Below are 18,832 nucleotides of genomic sequence, written 5' to 3' on the forward strand. Positions count from 1 at the left end.
TGCGCCACTACATCATCGGCCTGCCCGAAGACGCGCAACTGGCCATCGACCGGCTACACCTGCTCCGCTACGCCGAACGCTTCGAGTGGACGCACGCCCTGGAATTTCCGCCCAACGGCATCGTCCTTAACGCCGAGCAACCCAGCGAAGTGTTGCGCTGCCTGCACCGTGAAGTCCGGAGCAATCCTGGTGCAACCGAGTAAGAACAGATAAGGTCGGTTTTGGATTTTGGATTTTGGGTTTTGGCGGCCGAGTCTGTCAATCCAAAATCCAAACTCCCCAATCGAAAATCCCCAATCCCCAATCGAAAATTTCAAACAGGGCAACTGCGCCTAACGCTGCATCGCGCCTAATCATTAGCCCCACTTATCTAAAGCCTTTGTGAAGCCGTCTGCCTAACTCCCTGAAACAGGGGTATTATGCAGATCAATGTCTGCCTATCTACCCAATTTGGGATCTTAGACAGATCTCAATCAGCCTATCTACCCAATTTGGGATCTTAGACAGACGGATTTCAGCCTAATTGCCCTCTGCGGGGTAGATAGGCAGACAGGATCAGTCTAATTAATAGTTAGCCCTCAGCGCTCTGGTTCTGTCAGCTTGTCGGTGGGTAGGCGATTCGCCCCCCACTTGCAGAGGCTCAGTTCTTCGAGATCCGGGTCAAGCCGAACACTCCCAACAGCTTTCGGGTCAGCCGCAAAGGTTGAGCAGCGATAGACTTCGGTCAGTGTGCAACGTCCCAAAAGGTATCCGGGGGGCGATCGCCCAGAGGTGCGGGTGCTGAGAGATGAGGGCGATCGCCCAGAGGTGCGGGTGCTGCCAGATGAGGGCGATCGCCCAGAGGTGTTGGTGTTGGCAGATGGGGGGCGATCGCGAAGGCTAACACCTCGCTGCAACGGACGGAACAGAGATCCTGGCTGAAACCGAGAGCCACTGACCGCCGTTGAGCTACACCGTTAGCCCTCAGCGCTCTGGTTCAGTTAGCTTTCGGGTGAGTAGGCGATTCGCCCCCTGATTGCAAAGGTTCGGTTTTTTGGAGGTTTCGGTCATTGCAACCAGTCCCAACAGCTTTCGGGTAAGATGCCAACGTTGAGCGGTGATAGGTTTGGGTCAGCCGTTCGAGGTTCCGAGAGGTATCGGGGGGCGATCGCCCAGAGGTGCGGGTGCTGAGAGATGAGGGCGATCGCCCAGAGGTGTTGGTGTTGGGAGATGAAGAGCGATCGCTCAGAGGTGTGGGTGTTGGGAGAAACGGGCGATCGCCCAGAGGTTGCGGTTACTGAGAGATAAAGGGCGATCGCCGAAAGGTGCGGGTGCTGAGAGATGAGGGCGATCGCGAAGGCTAACGTAGATCCTGAGGGAGACGGAGTTAACAGGTGGCCGCGAAGAAGTGCTGAGCAAGCAGGCGGCAGAAAAATTGTCTGTGAGATTTCGAGGCTATCTGCTGCCGCACAACTTCACCGTTGGGGAGAGTGATTTTTGGAGGGATTGTGGAACGCTAGAGAGAGTTCCTGGAAGTAACGCTTAAAAAGGGCTGGTGGGCGATCGCCCTCACCTGCATCATCACACCGGCCCGCGCAAGATGCCTACTCACGCAACAATTTTGCATAATCTACGTCTCGAAGATCAATATATCTGGATTGATCCTGGATCAATTTTTTGATCTTGAGGAATCCCGAAGCTTCAGGCAAGCTTGTTGTTATCTGTTACGCCTAATACGCCTAACTCCTGAACTCCTCCGCACGTCAACATTCCACACTCTGGCAAAGCATCATGATTGACTTTCTCCTTCACCAATTTGGCAATCTGCGCCGCCGCTGGCTCTATGGGTTGATGGCAGGCGTGATGGCAACGGGGCTAATTGTGCTTAGCCCTTCGCCGTCTCATTCGCAAACCGTGCCGCGTTGGTTGGAACTGCTGATTCGCGGGGCGCAAATTGTTCAAATCTCCAATATGTCGGAGCGGCAAGAGTTGGAGCTAGGTCGGCAGATCAACCAGCAATTGTTGACGCAGCAGTTTCGGCTTTATCGGAATTCGACGGTTTCTGAATACGTTAACCGCGTGGGACAGGGCCTCGTGCCCCACAGCGATCGCCCCCAGATTCCCTACACCTTCCAGGTGGTCGAGAGCAACCAGATCAATGCCTTTGCCACAATGGGCGGCTATGTCTACGTTACCACTGCGCTGCTGCAAGCAATGGACAACGAGGCTGAGCTAGCGGGCGTATTGGGGCATGAGATTGGGCATATTGCCTCGCGCCACTCGGTCGAGCAGTTGCGCGATCGGGCGATCGCCGCTGGGGCTGCCCGTGCTGCCGGACTGGATCGCAACACGGCCGTTGCCCTGGGTGTGGAACTCGCCATCAACCGGCCCAACAGCCGCCGCGACGAATACGAAGCCGACGAGCGCGGCCTCAACAACATGATCCGCGCTGGCTATGCCCCGATTGGCCTGGTCAGCTTTATGGAAAAACTCCAGCAGCGAGGCGGCTCGGTGCCCACCTTCCTCAGCACCCACCCCAACTCTGGCGAACGCGCTGCTCGCCTGCGGCAAATGGTAGATGAAGCCGCCCTCACCCAGGGCAGAGGGCTAGACACTGCCGACTATCGCAACCAGATTCGTCCACTTGTGCGCTAAATGCTCTCTCTTAGCAGGAACGTGAAATGAGACGCTGGATTGCCGGGGTTGGCGCGGGCGTGGTGTGCGGCACCGCAGGCGCAATGGGCGTTGGGGCCGGTTTGGGGCACGCGCTGCCGCCACCAGAGGACGTGCCAGAGGAGGTGCTGCGGACGCAGATTGTGCTGGAGGGGCGATCGCCCGTCACGGGGGAACCGCTCACTGCAAGCGAACACGCTACTCAGCAGGCCAGTCGCCAGACGGCGATTGAGGAACAACCCCGCGAGCTGCCGCCCGAAATCCGGCAAACAGTGATGCTCTTGAAGCTGCGGCGGCTACTGCGCCCGGTACTGCCTTTTATTTTCTAAACCCAGCAATCGTCGAGCCATTCAAAGCGAGTAGCGATCGTCCGCACCAGGATTCAGATATGGCCGGTCAAGCAACAGCCCTGCCTGCTGAAACTGACGGGCGATCGCCGCTAGCCGCGTGGTTGGGTCGGCGCTGTCTAGCAGCCCATCGGCAACCAACTGAGCGCGGTGCAGCCCAAACTCGATCGCCTCGTTGCAGGCTTCCTCAATCGGTTCCTCCGCTAGCCCCACTCCCGGCGCGAGGGCCTTGGTAAACAGAGGCACGGTCCGCTGGAGGTGCGATCGCACGGCTAGATAAGCCTGCCGCAGCATCGGAGCCGCCGCTGCCCAATCGACCTGGCAAATTCGCAAAATGGCTGAATCGCGCCGCTCATAGTCGGCTGGGTCGTGCAGCAGGCTGAGCGCAAAGGGCAGCGCCGCCGTATTTAGCGCCGGAATCAGATCGTGCATGAGGGCGATCGCCCCCGCAGGCGACAGGTTGAAATAAACCTGCACCGCAGGCAGATCCGGTGAAATCGGGCCGCGATCGCCCAAAACGGTATAGAAACTCGCGTCCATGCGATGGGGCGGCATCCACACCGCAACCGCGTCGCCCACTGCCGGATGTCTTTGGGAGGGAGATAAATGGCGATCGCGCTCCAGCCGCAAAATCAACCCATTGCGCTGAACCAAGGCCATCGTTTCGTCAATCTGCGTGACAATCCAGCCCGCGTCAAAATAGCCCTGTCCTGTGTTTGCTGCGCTAAGCTGCTCAAAAAATTCCACATCCACCCCAGCTTGCACCGAGTTTCGCAGATCCGTCGCCGCAGGTTGGTCGGTCAGTTGCCGTCCACAAAAGTAAAGGTCATAAATCACGTTGCGAAGCTGGAGCCGCAGATAGGAACGCTGCACCTCTGGCGGCAACTGGTCAAAGGGGCGATCGTCTTCTACTAGCACCGCCGCCGGACAGCGATCGTGATAAATCCGTCCCTCCGCGCTGATGTGGAGATGCCGCAGCAAATCCTCTAGCCCCGCTCCGGGCGGCAGCTTGAGCGTCGGGGTCGCGTTTGGAACTGTCGCGGGGGAACCTGCCAGTTCGCCAGAGCCGGATGTCGCCGCAAGGTCGGATTGGCTATCTGGCTGGTTGCCCAATTCTGCGTCAGATGCTTTACTGTCTAGCCAGTCCAGAAGCGGCCCGCCAAAAATTGACCGAATCGCCGCTTCTGGCCGATTGAGCAGCGAATTCGCCACCTGCATCGTGCAAATACCCACATTGCCCAGCGGCTCGAAGTGCAGCGCTTTGACCCGCAGCGTGCGAACCAGGCTGTAACCCGCAAACTGCATCGCCCGCTGCCAAAAGTCTGGCGATCGCCCCATTTCGGGAAACGCCGCCGCATAGCCCCGCACGAGCGATCGTAGCGACGGCTGGAGAGCCTCCAGTGGCACAGCCGCCAGCCGCAGCGCCTCGGTCAAATCCAGCCCCGACACCACCAAACTCTGTAGCCATAGCCGCAGATAGCAAGCAATCAGAAATCCCGCATCCAGCGCTGGGTCGCCCCATTCTGCCTTCTCCCAGTCGATCAGGCGCAGGGGTTGCGGGGCAGCATTCCAAGGCTGATTGTTCGCGGATGATTTTTTAGCTGATTCTGCTGATTCTTTGAATTCTTTAGAGGCGGCTCGAATCAACTGCGGCCAGTTGCGATGCAATAGCACATTGCCGAATTTGAAATCTTGGTGCGTGAGGCAGCAGGGGTCGTAAATCTCGCTTAAATGGGCGATCGCCCTCCGCAGATCCGCAGACTGAAAATACAGCTCAAAAAACCGCTGCCCATCTTCGCTGATCCGCCCCAAATCTTCTGGAGTCAGCCACTCCAGCCCGTCTTCAAAATTAGGAACAATCGTGGCGATTTCATCCTCTGCCATTGCCGCCGTTTGGGTTTGCTGGAGGGCGGCCCGATGAAGCACCTCCTCGTCGGGATGAAGTTGGTGATAGATCGGCCAATAGTCCAATGTAGTGCGGTGAAATTGTGCGGCCAGATGCCCTAACTGGTGGGCGATCGCCGTTGGAAACATCTGCCGTTCGGCATAGAAAGTTTCCAGATCGAGATAGTCCTGAAGATAGTTCATCACCAGGATGTGATGGGCTGGATCAAACAGCAAAATGCCTGCCGTTAGAGGAATCAAGCCGCTCAGTTCAGAATGCGCTTGAAACAGCGATTGCACCTCTCCTTCAATCAGCAAATCTCCAGCGGCATTGCCCTGGGCATCCAGCGGCTCTTGTTTCACCAACAGCAGGCGATCGCCCGTCAGCCGCACCAGCAAATTAAAGTTTTTGGAAGACTTGGCTTCGATAGAAATGACAGATTCTAATTGGCGATCGCAGATATTACGCCTCACCAAATAATCAAACACGTTCTGATAATCCAATCTAAACGGTGTCTCTGTATGCATTTTGGAATTTATCGAATCAGCGTCTCTAAATTAAACAAGCTGACACAAACTGACACAAACTGACACAAACTTTCTGCTGTTCTGCTTTGCATCTCTAAAAAACTTAGCCAGAGCCACTCAGGACTCTGGCTATGGCTCTGACTCAACCAAAGGTTGAAGAGCCGCCTCTGCCAAAAGAGGGATTTTAAGTCATGTGAATTCTGAACCCCCTAATCAGCAGTTGCTCGATCAAAACGAGCGAAACCTTACAACCTAAAACGAATCAAATACCAAAGCTTGGTCGAAAGCATTAGGTCGTGAAAATATTACGGCGACGTACTACTCGGCGGGTTGTCCGACGGCGCACAACTCGTCGAGGATTGCGACGCGGAGGGGTCGAATTTCGCCGCCGTCCTCCTGTGATCAGCAGCTCGTTCTCTTCAGTTAGCACTTGCGACAATCCTTCGATGCCCAGGAACAAATCGATACCTGCGGGCTGATATTGTGAAAGTTGCTTGTTAGTCATTGCACGATCCTCATTACTAACTATCGACTTATGTTGGAAACACTTGCATCTGCAAGAGACTTGTTTTTTTGTGCTTCCTCCATGTGTCTTCAGCTTATCGATATGAACAATCGAAAGCAATCTTTATTAGAGTTTTCTAATGCTTCTCTTATTGAGCGTTAAAGCAACGTTTTTGGAATAAGACTCAGGACGAGGATGCCTATATCCAAGGGCATAGAGGTATTGCCAGAAAGCTCCTGCTAGAGTGCATCTTAGGAGATGAATCTAAAAATATCTTGAATTTAGAAAAGCTTTTGATTTTATTTAGGAACTTTTGAAAAGATTGAACGTCGCCTGCTTTTTGAAATGAGTTTTGGAATAAGTTCCGAATTTCGGGAACTTTTTTAATTTGGTCTTCGTCTGCGGCGCGATCGCCTTTACACAAGCGCAGAATAAGGCCCAAACAGTACGCTCTAAATGCACCGCAGAAACACGCTGAACTGACTTCGAAAACTGACTTCAACAAATTGAGTTTGAAGCCCAGGACATTTTTGAAATTTTAGTTTTGAAATTTCAGACAGACGTTGACTACGGCTGAAAGCGATAGCCCATGCCGCGGACGGTTTCGATGTACCCGTTCCCCATCTTTTTTCGCAGATAGCCGACGTAGACATTGACAATGTTGGAGCCGGGGTCGTAGTCATAGCCCCAGACGTGCTTGAGCAAATGCTCGTGGCTGAGGACTCGTCCTGGATTTCGCAGGAACGTTTCTGCTAGGGCAAATTCTCGGGCCGATAGCTCAATCTGGCGATCGCCCACTTGGAGCTGATGCGATTGCAAATCTAGCTCGATGTTGCCCACTTGCAGCCGCATTTCTGCGCTTTGGGCAGTGCGTGTGGAGCGCAGGCGCAGACGGGCGCGGGCCAGCAGTTCCTCAAACCGGAAGGGCTTGGTGACATAATCATCTGCGCCGCTTTCCAGCCCAGCCACGGTGTCGTAGACGCTGTCGCTGGCAGTGAGGATAATGATAGGCAATTGCTCGCCCTGCCCGCGCAATTCCTCTAGCACCGTCCAGCCATCTTTTTTAGGCAATCCCAAATCCAAAATCAACAAGTCAAACTCTTGACTGGCAATCATTTCGCAGGCGGTTTGTCCATCCGGGGCGATCGCCGTTGCAAAGCCGTTAGCCCGAAATCCCTTTTCTAAAAAAGCAGCAATGCGCGGCTCATCTTCTGCAATCAACACGCGGGTCATGATTTTCGTTTCTGGATGTACTGAATTTTGGAGTTTAGATGGGTGATTTTGGATGACTAATCTGCTGGCTCAGTCAAGGACTGGCAGGGCGTTTCGTTAATTCCACAGATAGCGCTGTGGAGAGAAATTGACATCGGCTTTAGGGCGGATCAACCGGGATGATGAGCGTGAAGGTTGCGCCCTGATCGGGTTGGCTGACCAGTTCGACAGTGCCCCCGTGGGCCTGGGCGATCGCCCGCACGATGGCCAGCCCCAGCCCCGCACCTTCCGACCGTCGCCTGCTGGTGCTGGAACGGGCAAACCGCTCAAAAATGCGAGCCTGTTCTGTCTGGGGAATGCCTTTGCCCGTGTCGCGTACCCAAAAGCGAACTTTATCTTGATCGAGCGCTGTGCCCAGGGTGATGGTGTCGCTGGGCTGGGTGTGCTGGGTGGCGTTTTGGGCCAGGTTCATCACCGCCTGAGTCAGCCGCTGGCGATCGCCCACAATCCAGCCTTTAGCATGATTTTCTAGTTGCCACTGGCGATCGCCCAGGGCCTTTGCCTTGGCAAATAGTTCCTCTGCCAGAGTCGCCACATTCACCATTTCCATCCGCAAAAAATTGGGCTGCTCTGCCCGCGCCAGCAGCAGCAGGTCATCCACAAAGCGGCTCATGCGGTCTAGCTCATCGGTCACCAGATCAAGGGTTTCGCGCTGCTCGGTGGGGTCGTCGCTCAGCAGTTCTAGATGTCCGCGAATGATGGTGATGGGCGTTCGCAGTTCGTGTCCCGCATCGCTCACGAAATCGCGCTGAGCAGCAAAGGCCAGTTGCAGCCGATCCAGCATTTCGTTGAACCGCAGTGTCAGTTCGCTGATTTCGTCTACGCCATGCACTGGAATGCGCTGAGTCAGATCAGACTCGCTCACGGTCTTGGCGGCCTGGGTTAACAGGTTGAGCGGCTCCAATGCTCGCTGCGCTATAAACCACCCCACAATGGCTGTCAGGGCCAGCACCGTCAGCATCACCTGAATCACGACGGCGATCGCCTCGTCTACCTCCCTCAGTTCGGCCGAGAGCAGATGCGCTACGACAAACACGCCCCGGCTGCCTTCTCGAAAGATCGGCTCTGCCTGATAAATAATGATTTCCCCATCCGGCAGCGTCACCCAGCGCCGCCGGGGTGTGGCAATTTCTGCAAACTCTTGAGCCAGCGGGCTAGATAAATCTAGGGACTTGGGGACAGCGCGGGGACTGGAGCGATCAAACTCGCCATCCAAAAACGTCAGCAAAAACTCGTTATCAGCCGGAATATTGCGGCTGAGGAAAACCCGAAACAGAGCATCAATGTCGTTTCCAAACGGCTCGCTGGTTCTGGGATTTAGCCCCGTTTTGAGCTGGCGCAGTTCCAGCACTTCTTGCTCCAGCGATTGCTCAATGCGCTCATACAGGCGAGCCAGCAGCGTTTGGCGGATTCCCACAATCGACACCAGCATCGAGGCCGCCACCAGCAAAATATACCAACCCAGAATTCGCGTCCGAAGACTGGAGAATAGCCGATTAAGTCGCATAGATGAATGAATGGGACGGGCAGATTGCAAGCCTGAGTGGGCTTCTTGACCGCAGCAGTAGAAAAAGGTTCCGGTGGAAGTGGTTCCTGCTCAGGACATGGTGTATCAGGATTCTCGCGCTTTTCTTCTCCGTCCAGCCCAGTTCCCGCTATAGAATAGGCTTAAGCACAGGCTTAACATTTTTTTAAGAAACCATTCCAAGGGCAAGGAGAACACCATGTCAGAGTTTGCAACTCGCTTGAGCGAATGGCTAGACCCCATCGCCGATGTCTTTCGCAACCTCAATGTGCCAGAGCCGATTGTGCATTGGGGGCATCCTGCGATGATGGGGATTGTGGTGCTGGTGATGGGCAGTTTTGCTGCGGTGACAGGCTGGCAAGGGCGCCTGCTGACGGCGACCGACGATGCGCTGGCTGCCCAAAAGCGCACGGATCACAAGAAAATCGCTGGACTGATGTTTCTTTTCATCGCAATGGGCTATACGGGCGGCATTCTGTCGCTGGTGATGCAAAAGCAGCCAATTTTGCAAAGCCCCCACTTTTGGACGGGTTCTGTGGCGCTGGGAATGCTGGCGGTGAATGGGCTGATTGCTGCGGTGGGCTTTTCGCAGGGCAAAGGCTTCCGCACGGTTCACGCTTATTTGGGCAGCGCGGCTCTGGCGCTGCTGCTGATCCACGGCATCTTTGGGCTAAAGCTGGGCCTCTCGATTTAGATTATTCTGACGGGCGGCAGAAAAGCTGCCGTTCGAGCTTGGTTTGGGCGACGATGCGCCCGTGCTTGAGGACGGTTCGATTTGCGGGTGGGGCGGCGATCGCCTCCGTTGCCGATGCTGCGTCCAGAATCACCAGATCGGCGCGGTGGCCAGGGGCGATCGCCTGATCCTGAATGCCGATCGCCCTCGCGGCGCGGGTCGTCGCCATGTCCAAACACAGCTCGTGCGCCTGCGCCGTCCCCATCTGCAACACCTGCGCCAGCAGCGTGCCAATCTTCAGCACATCGCCATCGCCAAACGGCGTGAATAGGTTCTGAATATTGTTGACCGCCAGCCCAGTGTTCACGCCCATCGCCGCCAGCGTATGCACCGGAGCTACGCCCCGGCGGACGTTGTGGGTGTCCTTGCGAGACATCATGTAGAGGTCAGACGCGGGCAGCGCCAGGATGGAAATTCCGGCTTCCCGCATGGCCGCCGCCTCGGCCAGTTCCGTCGGGGACAGCCCCGCCAGTTTGGTCATGTGCCCCAGGCAGACGCGCCCCCGCCAGCCGCGCCGTGCCGTTTCTGCGGCCACCACGGGCCACAGTAGCGGCGCGTCGTCATCCAAAAAATCCAGATGAAAATCGACATCACAATTAAACGCTTCGGCAATGTCGAACACGATACGGATGTTTTGTTCTGGATCGGGGTCTACATAGGGCGCAGAGCCGATCACGTCGGCTCCCAGCGTCATCGCCTCTCGCAGCAGGGCTTCTACACCGGGCTGGTTCGTAATGCCTTCTTGGGCAAAGGCGGCGAGCTGGAGCGTGATGCCCCAGGCAAATTCCTGACGCAGCGGCAGCAGGGCGCGGAGTCCCGTCAAGCCGATGGTGTGATCGACCTCCACATGGCTCCGCATGGCGGTGATGCCAAAGGCGATCGCCCGTTGCAGCACCTGCCGCGCCCGCGCCTGGATATCCGCCTCGGTAAAGGTCTGCTTCAGTCGCAAGGTGCCGCGCATGGCTTCTTGAAACGTGCCTTCCACCGCAGGATGTCGGTCTAAAATCAGCGCCTTATCTAGATGAATGTGTCCGTCTACCAAACCCGGAATCACCAGCTTTTGCGCGGCATCGATCACCGTTGCCACTGAAGTCGAGAGGGCCGGGGCGACGGCTGAAATGCGATCGCCCTCAATTCCAATGTCCCAAAGTCCCACCCGTCCCGCCAGCCGCGCCTGTGTAATTTTCAGATCCATGAATCCAGTGTGCAGAGTTATTCTGGCAGTTTATATTGCCCGACAATGCGCTTGGCGTAGTCGGGGACGTGCTGCTCCAGCTTTTCGGGATAGTTGCGCTTCACATAGAGATAGTTGCGGGTGAAGTGCGAGTCGATGGAAAAGCGGGCGTATTCCAGCCCTTTGGGGCCAATTTTTTCGATCACCACGCCCATTAGCTTCGCCGCCCACATCGGCAGCGTTACGCCCTTGTCGTAGGCAGGGATGCTGTTTTGCACGGCTTGATGGCGATCGCCCTGGGACATCACTGGCTGCGTTTCGATTTGGTCTTTCACCAACTCCAGCATCTCCGCGCCCGTCTCATTTCGCACCACAATCCACTGCCAGCCAAAGGGCGCGCCCATGTAGCCCACCACCAAATCCGCCAGTGAGTTTACATAGTCAAAGCAGGTCATGCAGGAGGGCGCAAACACGTCCTTCAGTTCGTTCGTCTTCAGCCCAAAAAACGGCACCGTCTCCGTGGAGCCGTCTTCGTGTTTGAAATGTACGCGAAAATCCTGCATAAACTCGTAATAGACCACCGTATCGGGCGATCGGCTGGTGGTATCCAGGAATTTTTGCAATCCGGCGCGGGTCACGTTGTCTACGCAGGGCGTTCCCAGCACGTAGAGTTTTTCTAAGCCCAGCTTGTCCTGCACCGCCCGCAGCGCCTGGATCTGGCAGCCCACGCCGATCACCAGCAGCCGCTTCATGCCCGACTGTTCCACCAGTTCTAGCACCGACAGGTTGGGCGACAGCGTGGGCTTGTTCACCCGCGCCGCCAGGATTTCTTCTGGTGTGGTGGCGATTACGGGCTTCGGCTGAAAGCGGTCTTCCGTCGTGTTTTGCACGCAGACCACGCCTTCCACCAGCCCCCGATTCAGCATTTCAATGGCAATGCTGCTGACGATGCCCGTCCACTGTGCGCCCTCGATCGGTTCAGTCTTACGCGCCGCCATCATATCTTGATGCACGCCGAAATACAGGTCGTTTTCCTGCTCCAGATCGCGGCTGCGCCCGTGAAATTCCTGCTCCAGGTCGGCAATTTGCTGGTTAATAAAGGCGCAGGCTTCCTTGACGTAATGCACATAGTACGTGTCGCAGAGGCCGCACTCGCTGCACAACTCCTTGGCAGGGCGACGGCTGCCGGGTTTGAGGGCGCGGGCTTTTTTGTGGGCGTTGGGCGAAACGGCGGTCATGAGGGATCAGGGGTCAGGTTTCGGGGGTCAGGCGACCTGTTTTCACAATACCGTAGGGTGGGGGACGGGCGATCGCCCTTTCTCGTCATCGCCCTTCGCGAACACTCCAACATCCTGACACCCCAACGGCCTTGGCTAAGTTGGTCGAGCAAAAGGTGAAAGAGGCAACTTCGCGAACACTCCAACATCCTGACACCCCAACACCCCGCCCCCTGTCCACTCGACCGAATCCACTAAACTGAAGGCAGTTGTATGCTCGTCGTGGGGGCACGCTGCCGATGCCAGAACCCGAACTCCTCGCGCCAGATACGCCAGAGATTGATCCGTCAGACCCGATGCAATTGTCGCCTGAGCAATCTGCGCTGGAGGAGCCTGCCGAAGCTCGCTTTTCTAAGGAGGGCGATCGCGAGTTGCCCGCCATGCCCCCTTGTAATCTTGACAGCGACGAGCCGCCCTTGGAATCCGATCTTCATCTCCAGCAAATGATTCTGTTTTTGGAGTGCCTGAACTGGCTGTGGCGCGATCGCACGGACTATTACGCCAGCGGCAATCTCACGATTTACTACAGTACGAGCAAAATCAAGACCCGCGACTTTCGCGGCCCCGATTTCTTCGTGGTGTTGCATACGGAAAAGCGCCCGCGCAAAAGCTGGACTGTTTGGGAAGAGGACGGCAAAACGCCCAACGTGATTATCGAAATTTTGTCGAACAGCACGGCCCAGCAAGATCGCGGCGCGAAAAAGCAGCTTTATCAGGATGTGCTGCGAGTGTTTGATTATTTCTGGTTTGACCCAGTAACGCTGGAATTTGCCGGATTTACGCTTGTGGGCGGACAGTATCAGCCCCTGCAACCGGGCGATCGCGGCTGGCTGTGGAGCGAACAACTCCAGCTTTTCCTTGGCATCCACGACCGCAGGCTGCGCTTCTTTGCGCCCGACGGCACGCTGGTTCCCACGCCTGCCGAAGCGGCCGAACAGGAGCAACAGCAGCGCCAAGCCTCCGACCGACGGGCTGAACAGCTTGCCGCGAAACTGCGCGAACTGGGCGTTGATCCGGATGCCCTATAGCTGTGGCAATTGCAGAGAAAATTTCATAGAAATTTGCATAGAAAATTGCATAGAAATTTGCACAAAAATTCGCACAGAAATTCGCACAGAACTGATTTGGAGAGGACTTGTGGACGATCCACGAATTGAAAACGCTCGTCGCTACTGGCAGGAAAGGCTGGAAAGCCGCATCAACGCGATTTACGGTTTTGTATCTGGGGAGGGCTGTCTTGCAGGGCGCATGGCTTCCGGCGCTCCGGGTGCAATCGACCCGATCGAGGAGTTTCGAGAAATTGCCGAACTGTATAGCGAAAAAGGGCTGACGACTCGCGGGGCGATCGCCGCTGAATACTCGAAATCTTTTTTTGAATCTGGACTCCTAGAAGCGCGGTATGGCAAGACGTTCGCGGCTCAATTAAAGAGGGAAATACAAGACAGGCTGCTTAACGATCGCCAAGGTCGCTCGTGATTTGTCCAGACCTGCCCACAAACTGCGCTTTGAAGAGGCGTGACAGGGCGATCGCCGGGTCGTCGCTTCCGGATTCATCGATGGGCACACTGAGGCTATCTAGTAAGCGCTGAGCAAAAAGCGCTGACCCAAGCTGAATAAAGCTGACTAAAGCTGAAATGTGCCGAGCGGCGGAGCGTGGCTATGAAAATCGTGGAGCAAACCCCAGGGCGGATGAAACTGCGCGATCGCGGCTGGTCGCTGTGGCTCACGTTTTTTCCGATGGCGCTGCTCGGGCTGGGCATCATGCCCTTGGGCAGGCACACGATTTTTTCGTGCCAGCGCGTTTCAACGCTCAGCGCCCAATGCACGCTAGAGGAGAGCAATTTCCTAGTGTCTACCCGTCGCCCGATTCCTCCCAGCAGCATTCGCGGGGCGGTCGTAAAGCGGCGATCGAGTGGACGCGGCAGCGTTCGCTACAGCGTCATTCTGCAAACCAAGGGTCAATCCATCACAATCAGTTCCAGGTCGTCAAGCTGGAGTCGTCAGGAGGCGATCGCCAACCGAGTCAACGCCTTTTTCATGGACAATACCCAGCCCTCGCTCTACGTCGAAAACGACGACCGAGTGGTTATGTTATTCATCGGCGGCATCACTGCGGCGATGGGGATTGGCGGGCTGCTGGGTATGTGCGAGATTAACCACGCCACACTAGACAAAGCCAGCGGCAAACTGCACCATGTCCGCCAGGGCGCAATTGGGCAAAAAGAATCGGTGCTGCCGCTGCATCAAGTGGCTTATGCAGACGTGGAGCAGGGCACAGGCAAGGCGCGATCGACCGGACGGATTGTGCTGCACCTGAAGTCGGGCGATCGCTTTCCAATGACGCGCAACCTCTATCCCGGTCTGAGGCATAAGGAGAAAGTCGCCCGCTTAATTAGCGAGTTTGTGGCCGCTCCCAACCCTCAGCCTGCGGTCAATCCTGAACGAGCAAAACCAGCCCCAGTGCCCAACAGCCCCGAAGCGGCGATCGCCCAGTATCAGCAGGCGCTCCAGACCAATCCCGACGATGCCGAAACTCACTATCGTCTGGGCATGGTTCATTACAAACAGCACGATGTTCAGGCGGCGGCCACCCATTTGAACCGCGCCCGCGACCTGTTTGCTGCGAAACATGAATCTCACCGCGTGCTGCAAGTGCAGGATATGCTGTGGCGGCTAGAACAGGGCTAGGCAGTAAAACCGGAAACGGTAAAAAACGTCATGAAATCTCAACGTAGACCCCAGGGGATCTGAAGCAAATCGAAAGTTTCCAGCGATCCCCAGAGTTCGGGTGGTATTAAGGGAGAGAGTTTGGGTATTTGGCGGGGGCGATCGCCACAAAACGTTACAACCCCTGCGACACCCGCTCAATCTGCGACTCACACTTTGAGGATTCATGAAACAGATTCCAGCATCCCTGTTAACGCTAACCGCTGGCATTCTGATCACCCTGGTCAGCCTGTGGGTGGGTCAGCATCATGGTCTGTTGCCAGAGCAAGCGTCGGAAGCGGCGGTTTTGGTAGACCAGCTTTTTGACGTGATGGTGATGATGGCCACCGCGTTGTTCCTGGTGGTCATTGGAGCAATTCTGCTGTTTTGCTTTCGCTATCGCCGTGCGCCAGGAGACGAGGGCGACGGCATCCCCATCGAAGGCAACCTGCCGCTAGAAGCCTTCTGGACGGCGATTCCCGCTATTTTGGTCATCGGTTTGGGGGTCTACAGCGTCCAGGTGTTTCAAGAAATGGGCGGCTTTGACCCTGGCAGTATCCACGTCGGGCACAGCATGATGGGCGGCGCAGTGTCGCACGCGATGCCGTCTCACGAAATGCACGCCGTGCCGCAGGGTTCCGTCGCGATGATGGCGCAGGCTCCAGATGATGGGGCGATCGCCACCGACGCGACGGCCGAAATGCTAGCGGATCTGCCTGACGGCGCAGAGCCACCTGCTATGCCGGTTCCCCGCTACGGCTTTGGCGCAAACCCCGATGAGGAAGGACAAGTGCCCGATTTGGTGGTGAACGTCACTGGAATGCAGTATGCCTGGCTGTTTAACTATCCCGACAGCGGCATTATGACGGGCGAACTACATATTCCTGTCGGCAAAGACATTCAGCTTAATATTTCTGCCCAGGACGTGATCCACTCCTTCTGGGTGCCGCAGTTTCGCCTGAAGCAAGACGCGCTGCCGGGGCAATCCTCTGGCTTGCGGTTTGTGGCGACGAAGGTGGGCACCTATCCTGTCGTTTGCGCGGAACTCTGCGGCAGCTACCACGGCGGCATGAGAACTCAGGTGATTGTCCATGCCCAGGACGAGTTTGACGAATGGCTTCAGCAAAATGCCATCGCGCAGCAGCAAAACCCAGCGCAGACTATAGCCGTAAATCCGGCGGATTTGTCGGATGGCGACTATCTTGCGCCCTATGCTCAGGAAATGGGCGTGAACGATCAGGTGCTTTCGCAATTGCGATCGCGCTCTTAGGGGGCGATCGCGCTGTTTTGCCGCTCAACCGCATTCATTCCTCTGTTCCGCCTCTTGATAAAAAACTGGTATATCCCCTCTGCGTATGACTCAAGCACAAGTTCCACTCGACGACGCAGCGCTTGTTGTAGACCACGACCACGCCCAGGATCACAAAGCCTGGAAGTGGTATCACTACTTTGGATACAACATCGATCACAAGGTGATTGGCATTCAATACCTGGTGACGGCGTTTGTGTTTTATCTCATCGGCGGGCTGATGGCCGTGGGCATGAGGATGGAGCTAGCCACGCCCGATCCCGATTTTGTCGATCCCAGCCTGTATAACGCACTGCTGACCAACCACGGCACGATCATGATCTTTCTGTGGATTGTGCCTGCGGCGATCGGGGGCTTTGGCAACTACCTAGTTCCCCTGATGATCGGCGCACGAGACATGGCGTTTCCCAACCTGAATGCGATCGCCTTCTGGCTCAACCCGCCCGCTGGCTTGCTGTTGCTGGGCAGCTTCTTTTTTGGCGGGGCGCAGGCGGGGTGGACTTCCTACCCGCCGCTCAGTGAAATCACCGCTCCAGTGGCCCAGTCGATGTGGATTATGGCGATTGTGCTGGTGGGCACATCCTCCATTATGGGCGCGGTGAACTTCATCGTTACCATCATCATGATGCGGGTTCCGAGCATGACGTGGGACAAGCTGCCGCTGTTTTGCTGGGCAATCTTGGCGACTTCGGCGCTGGCACTCGTGTCTACGCCCGTGCTAGCGGCGGGGCTGATCCTGCTGCTGTTTGACATCAACTTCGGCACGTCATTTTACAAGCCAGACGCAGGCGGAAATATCATCATTTACCAGCACTTATTCTGGTTCTATTCACACCCGGCGGTGTATCTCATGATTTTGCCGATTTTTGGCATGATGTCGGAGATTATCCCGGTCTATGCCCGCAAGCCAATTTTTGGCTATAAGGCGATCGCCTATTCCAGCCTCGCGATCTGCCTAGTTGGCCTGTTTGTCTGGGTACACCATATGTTCACCAGCGGCACGCCGCCGTGGATGCGCCTGTTTTTCACGATTTCTACGCTGATTGTGGCCGTTCCCACCGGGGTCAAGATCTTTAGCTGGGTGGCAACGCTGTGGGGCGGCAAGATCCGCTTTACCACCGCAATGCTGTTTGCGATCGGTCTGCTGGGCATGTTCGTGCTGGGTGGCCTCAGCGGCATCACGCTGGGCGCAGCGCCGTTCGATATCCACGTCCACGACACGTATTACATCGTGGCGCATTTCCACTATGTGCTGTTTGGTGGATCGGTGTTTGGACTCTACGCCGCGATTTATCACTGGTTCCCCAAAATGACGGGCCGCATGATGAACGAGCAACTGGGTCAGGTGCATTTCCTGATGACCTTCATCGGGGCAAACCTGACCTTTTTGCCGATGCACTCGCTGGGAGCGCACGGAATGCCGCGCCGCGTCGCCATGTATGACCCGCAGTTTACATCACTGAATCAGCTCTGCACGTTTGGCGCGTTTATGCTGGCGGCTTCGCTGATACCCTTCATCATCAACGCGGTGTGGAGCTGGATGCGCGGCCCCAAAGCCAGCGACAACCCCTGGAATGCGCTGACGCTGGAGTGGACGACCGCCTCGCCGCCGATCATCGAAAACTGGGAAGTGCTGCCTGTGGTGAAGCACGGCCCCTATGAATACGGCATGACTGAGGAAGCCCTGGCGGTAGAGTGATGGGGAAGAGGGAAGAACGAAAAACGAAAAATGAAAAACGAAAAACGAAAAACGAAAAACGAAAAACGAAAAGCGAAAAATGAGACCTCTTCCCTCTTCGTTCTTCCCTCTTCGCTCTTCCCTCTTCGTTCTTCCCTCTTCCCTCTTCGTTCTTCCCTCTTCGTTCTTCCCTCTTCCCTCTTCCCTCTTCGTTCTTCCCTCTTCCCGCCCAACTGACCTGAACTCCTGACAAATACCCAACCATGACTGACGCAACTGCACCCACCGGAACGGCGATCGCCCCCGAAATTACTGCCGAGGCTCAGGCCCATGACCACGCGCATCCCGATTTGCGAGTTTGGGGGCTGCTGACGTTCCTAATTTCCGAATCGCTGATGTTTGGCGGATTTTTTGCCGCCTATTTGATGGTACGCGGAGCCGCAAGCCACTGGCCGCCGGAGGGAACCGAGGTGGAACTGCTGCTGCCAACGATCAACACCATCATTCTGGTGTCGAGCAGCTTTGTGATTCACCTGGGCGATGTCGCCATCAAGAAAAACGACGTGAACGGCCTGCGGAAGTGGTACATTGTCACAGCGCTGATGGGCGCAGTCTTCCTTGCAGGACAGGCCTACGAATACGCAACGCTAGGCTATGGGCTAAAGACGAATATCTTTGCCAATTGCTTTTACCTGATGACAGGCTTTCATGGGCTGCACGTCTTCATTGGGCTGGTGCTAATTTTGGGCGTGTTGTGGCGATCGCGCCGTGCGGGTCACTATTCCGACCATAAGCACACGGGCGTTGAAATGGCGGAAATTTACTGGCACTTTGTGGACATTATCTGGATCATCCTGTTTGCGCTGCTCTACATTCTGACGCAGTTTTCTTAAGTTCGCACTAGCCTCCAGATTTCATTCCGAATCGGTTTCACTTCACCAATCCAGTACACGGTTTTTCCAAACGAAAGACCGTGTTATTTTTTTGTTCTTTTTTATTGTTCTTTTTTATTGATCCTACTGCTTCCCAGTCGTCAGTCCTTAAACCATTGATGTGCCTACACTCTCGTGTCTCGTGAGTCGCCCGCGTCAGGTTTTGGGCTAGGGCGATCGCCCCAATCCTCAAGTCACAGCCCCCTCTCGGCACTCCAGCAGCGGCGAGACATGCACACTTGCCCGTAATTCAGGCTCAATACAGCCACAGGGCCCCGACAGATTCATCGGGCAGCGTATCGGGAGGTTT

General features: G+C 56.0%; 16 protein-coding genes and 1 pseudogene. 10 read left to right on the forward strand and 7 right to left on the reverse strand.

What is annotated here, in order from left to right:
* Positions 1–203 (forward strand): annotated as a pseudogene (locus IGS16_RS03850) (hypothetical protein); the annotation flags it as partial.
* Positions 204–578: 375 nt separating this feature from the next.
* On the opposite strand, the gene IGS16_RS03855 reads toward IGS16_RS03850, so the two are convergent.
* Positions 579–896 (reverse strand): hypothetical protein, encoded by a 318-nt coding sequence (locus IGS16_RS03855; protein WP_297083466.1) that lies wholly within the window; start codon positions 894–896, stop codon positions 579–581.
* Between the two features lie 874 nt (positions 897–1,770).
* Between IGS16_RS03855 and IGS16_RS03860 the strand changes: the two genes are divergently transcribed.
* Positions 1,771–2,634: a M48 family metallopeptidase gene (locus IGS16_RS03860; RefSeq protein WP_068514823.1), complete on the forward strand. Its 864-nt coding sequence runs from the start codon at positions 1,771–1,773 to the stop codon at positions 2,632–2,634.
* A gap of 26 nt (positions 2,635–2,660) precedes the next feature.
* Entirely contained in the window at positions 2,661–2,981 is a 321-nt protein-coding gene (locus tag IGS16_RS03865; protein ID WP_297083467.1) for a hypothetical protein, read from the forward strand.
* Positions 2,982–3,002: 21 nt separating this feature from the next.
* Here the strand turns inward: IGS16_RS03865 and IGS16_RS03870 are convergent, their stop codons facing one another.
* From IGS16_RS03870 to IGS16_RS03885, 4 genes are all read right to left on the reverse strand, one after another.
* The gene (locus IGS16_RS03870) at positions 3,003–5,372 is read right to left on the reverse strand and encodes a T3SS effector HopA1 family protein (RefSeq protein WP_297083469.1); all 2,370 of its coding nucleotides are present in this window, start codon (positions 5,370–5,372) and stop codon (positions 3,003–3,005) included.
* Between the two features lie 328 nt (positions 5,373–5,700).
* On the reverse strand, positions 5,701–5,916 hold the full coding sequence (locus IGS16_RS03875) for a hypothetical protein (protein ID WP_297083470.1): 216 nt from the start codon (positions 5,914–5,916) through the stop codon (positions 5,701–5,703).
* A 567-nt stretch (positions 5,917–6,483) separates the two neighbouring features.
* Positions 6,484–7,149 carry a response regulator transcription factor gene (locus IGS16_RS03880; RefSeq protein WP_297083471.1) on the reverse strand — a complete coding sequence of 222 codons (666 nt, stop codon included), beginning with the start codon at positions 7,147–7,149 and terminating at the stop codon, positions 6,484–6,486.
* Between the two features lie 139 nt (positions 7,150–7,288).
* Positions 7,289–8,695: an ATP-binding protein gene (locus IGS16_RS03885; protein WP_297083472.1), complete on the reverse strand. Its 1,407-nt coding sequence runs from the start codon at positions 8,693–8,695 to the stop codon at positions 7,289–7,291.
* A 217-nt stretch (positions 8,696–8,912) separates the two neighbouring features.
* On the opposite strand from IGS16_RS03885, the gene IGS16_RS03890 reads away from it, so the two are divergent.
* Positions 8,913–9,407: a DUF4079 domain-containing protein gene (locus IGS16_RS03890; protein ID WP_297083474.1), complete on the forward strand. Its 495-nt coding sequence runs from the start codon at positions 8,913–8,915 to the stop codon at positions 9,405–9,407.
* Between the two features lies 1 nt (position 9,408).
* Here the strand turns inward: IGS16_RS03890 and IGS16_RS03895 are convergent, their stop codons facing one another.
* Positions 9,409–10,641 carry an amidohydrolase family protein gene (locus tag IGS16_RS03895; protein ID WP_297083476.1) on the reverse strand — a complete coding sequence of 411 codons (1,233 nt, stop codon included), beginning with the start codon at positions 10,639–10,641 and terminating at the stop codon, positions 9,409–9,411.
* 17 nt (positions 10,642–10,658) lie between these two features.
* Positions 10,659–11,858, reverse strand: a complete 1,200-nt coding sequence (locus IGS16_RS03900; protein WP_297083479.1) for a Coenzyme F420 hydrogenase/dehydrogenase, beta subunit C-terminal domain — start codon at positions 11,856–11,858, stop codon at positions 10,659–10,661.
* Between the two features lie 419 nt (positions 11,859–12,277).
* Between IGS16_RS03900 and IGS16_RS03905 the strand changes: the two genes are divergently transcribed.
* From IGS16_RS03905 to IGS16_RS03930, 6 genes are all read left to right on the forward strand, one after another.
* Positions 12,278–12,925: a Uma2 family endonuclease gene (locus IGS16_RS03905; protein WP_297083700.1), complete on the forward strand. Its 648-nt coding sequence runs from the start codon at positions 12,278–12,280 to the stop codon at positions 12,923–12,925.
* Between the two features lie 109 nt (positions 12,926–13,034).
* Complete coding sequence (locus IGS16_RS03910) at positions 13,035–13,373, forward strand: hypothetical protein (RefSeq protein ID WP_297083480.1); 339 nt, start codon at positions 13,035–13,037, stop codon at positions 13,371–13,373.
* 183 nt (positions 13,374–13,556) lie between these two features.
* Complete coding sequence (locus IGS16_RS03915; protein ID WP_297083482.1) at positions 13,557–14,585, forward strand: tetratricopeptide repeat protein; 1,029 nt, start codon at positions 13,557–13,559, stop codon at positions 14,583–14,585.
* Positions 14,586–14,790: 205 nt separating this feature from the next.
* A complete protein-coding gene (locus IGS16_RS03920) occupies positions 14,791–15,873 on the forward strand; it encodes a cytochrome c oxidase subunit II (RefSeq protein ID WP_297083484.1) in 1,083 nt (360 codons plus the stop codon).
* 85 nt (positions 15,874–15,958) lie between these two features.
* The gene (gene ctaD / locus IGS16_RS03925) at positions 15,959–17,611 is read left to right on the forward strand and encodes a cytochrome c oxidase subunit I (RefSeq protein WP_297083485.1); all 1,653 of its coding nucleotides are present in this window, start codon (positions 15,959–15,961) and stop codon (positions 17,609–17,611) included.
* A gap of 242 nt (positions 17,612–17,853) precedes the next feature.
* A complete protein-coding gene (locus IGS16_RS03930) occupies positions 17,854–18,483 on the forward strand; it encodes a heme-copper oxidase subunit III (RefSeq protein ID WP_297076682.1) in 630 nt (209 codons plus the stop codon).
* The last annotated feature ends 349 nt before the right edge of the window (positions 18,484–18,832 follow it).

The organism is Thermoleptolyngbya sp. C42_A2020_037, from assembly GCF_015272455.1.
GTDB lineage: Bacteria > Cyanobacteriota > Cyanobacteriia > Elainellales > Elainellaceae > Thermoleptolyngbya.

What these genes read in the sequence shown, in the direction of transcription:
- IGS16_RS03900 (WP_297083479.1), bottom strand. Translation starts at nt 11,858, where the DNA reads ATGACCGCCGTTTCGCCCAACGCCCACAAAAAAGCCCGCGCCCTCAAA.
- IGS16_RS03865 (WP_297083467.1), top strand. Translation starts at nt 2,661, where the DNA reads ATGAGACGCTGGATTGCCGGGGTTGGCGCGGGCGTGGTGTGCGGCACC.
- IGS16_RS03885 (WP_297083472.1), bottom strand. Translation starts at nt 8,695, where the DNA reads ATGCGACTTAATCGGCTATTCTCCAGTCTTCGGACGCGAATTCTGGGT.
- IGS16_RS03890 (WP_297083474.1), top strand. Translation starts at nt 8,913, where the DNA reads ATGTCAGAGTTTGCAACTCGCTTGAGCGAATGGCTAGACCCCATCGCC.
- IGS16_RS03880 (WP_297083471.1), bottom strand. Translation starts at nt 7,149, where the DNA reads ATGACCCGCGTGTTGATTGCAGAAGATGAGCCGCGCATTGCTGCTTTT.
- IGS16_RS03905 (WP_297083700.1), top strand. Translation starts at nt 12,278, where the DNA reads ATGCCCCCTTGTAATCTTGACAGCGACGAGCCGCCCTTGGAATCCGAT.
- IGS16_RS03875 (WP_297083470.1), bottom strand. Translation starts at nt 5,916, where the DNA reads ATGACTAACAAGCAACTTTCACAATATCAGCCCGCAGGTATCGATTTG.
- IGS16_RS03920 (WP_297083484.1), top strand. Translation starts at nt 14,791, where the DNA reads ATGAAACAGATTCCAGCATCCCTGTTAACGCTAACCGCTGGCATTCTG.
- ctaD (WP_297083485.1), top strand. Translation starts at nt 15,959, where the DNA reads ATGACTCAAGCACAAGTTCCACTCGACGACGCAGCGCTTGTTGTAGAC.
- IGS16_RS03930 (WP_297076682.1), top strand. Translation starts at nt 17,854, where the DNA reads ATGACTGACGCAACTGCACCCACCGGAACGGCGATCGCCCCCGAAATT.
- IGS16_RS03860 (WP_068514823.1), top strand. Translation starts at nt 1,771, where the DNA reads ATGATTGACTTTCTCCTTCACCAATTTGGCAATCTGCGCCGCCGCTGG.
- IGS16_RS03915 (WP_297083482.1), top strand. Translation starts at nt 13,557, where the DNA reads ATGAAAATCGTGGAGCAAACCCCAGGGCGGATGAAACTGCGCGATCGC.
- IGS16_RS03895 (WP_297083476.1), bottom strand. Translation starts at nt 10,641, where the DNA reads ATGGATCTGAAAATTACACAGGCGCGGCTGGCGGGACGGGTGGGACTT.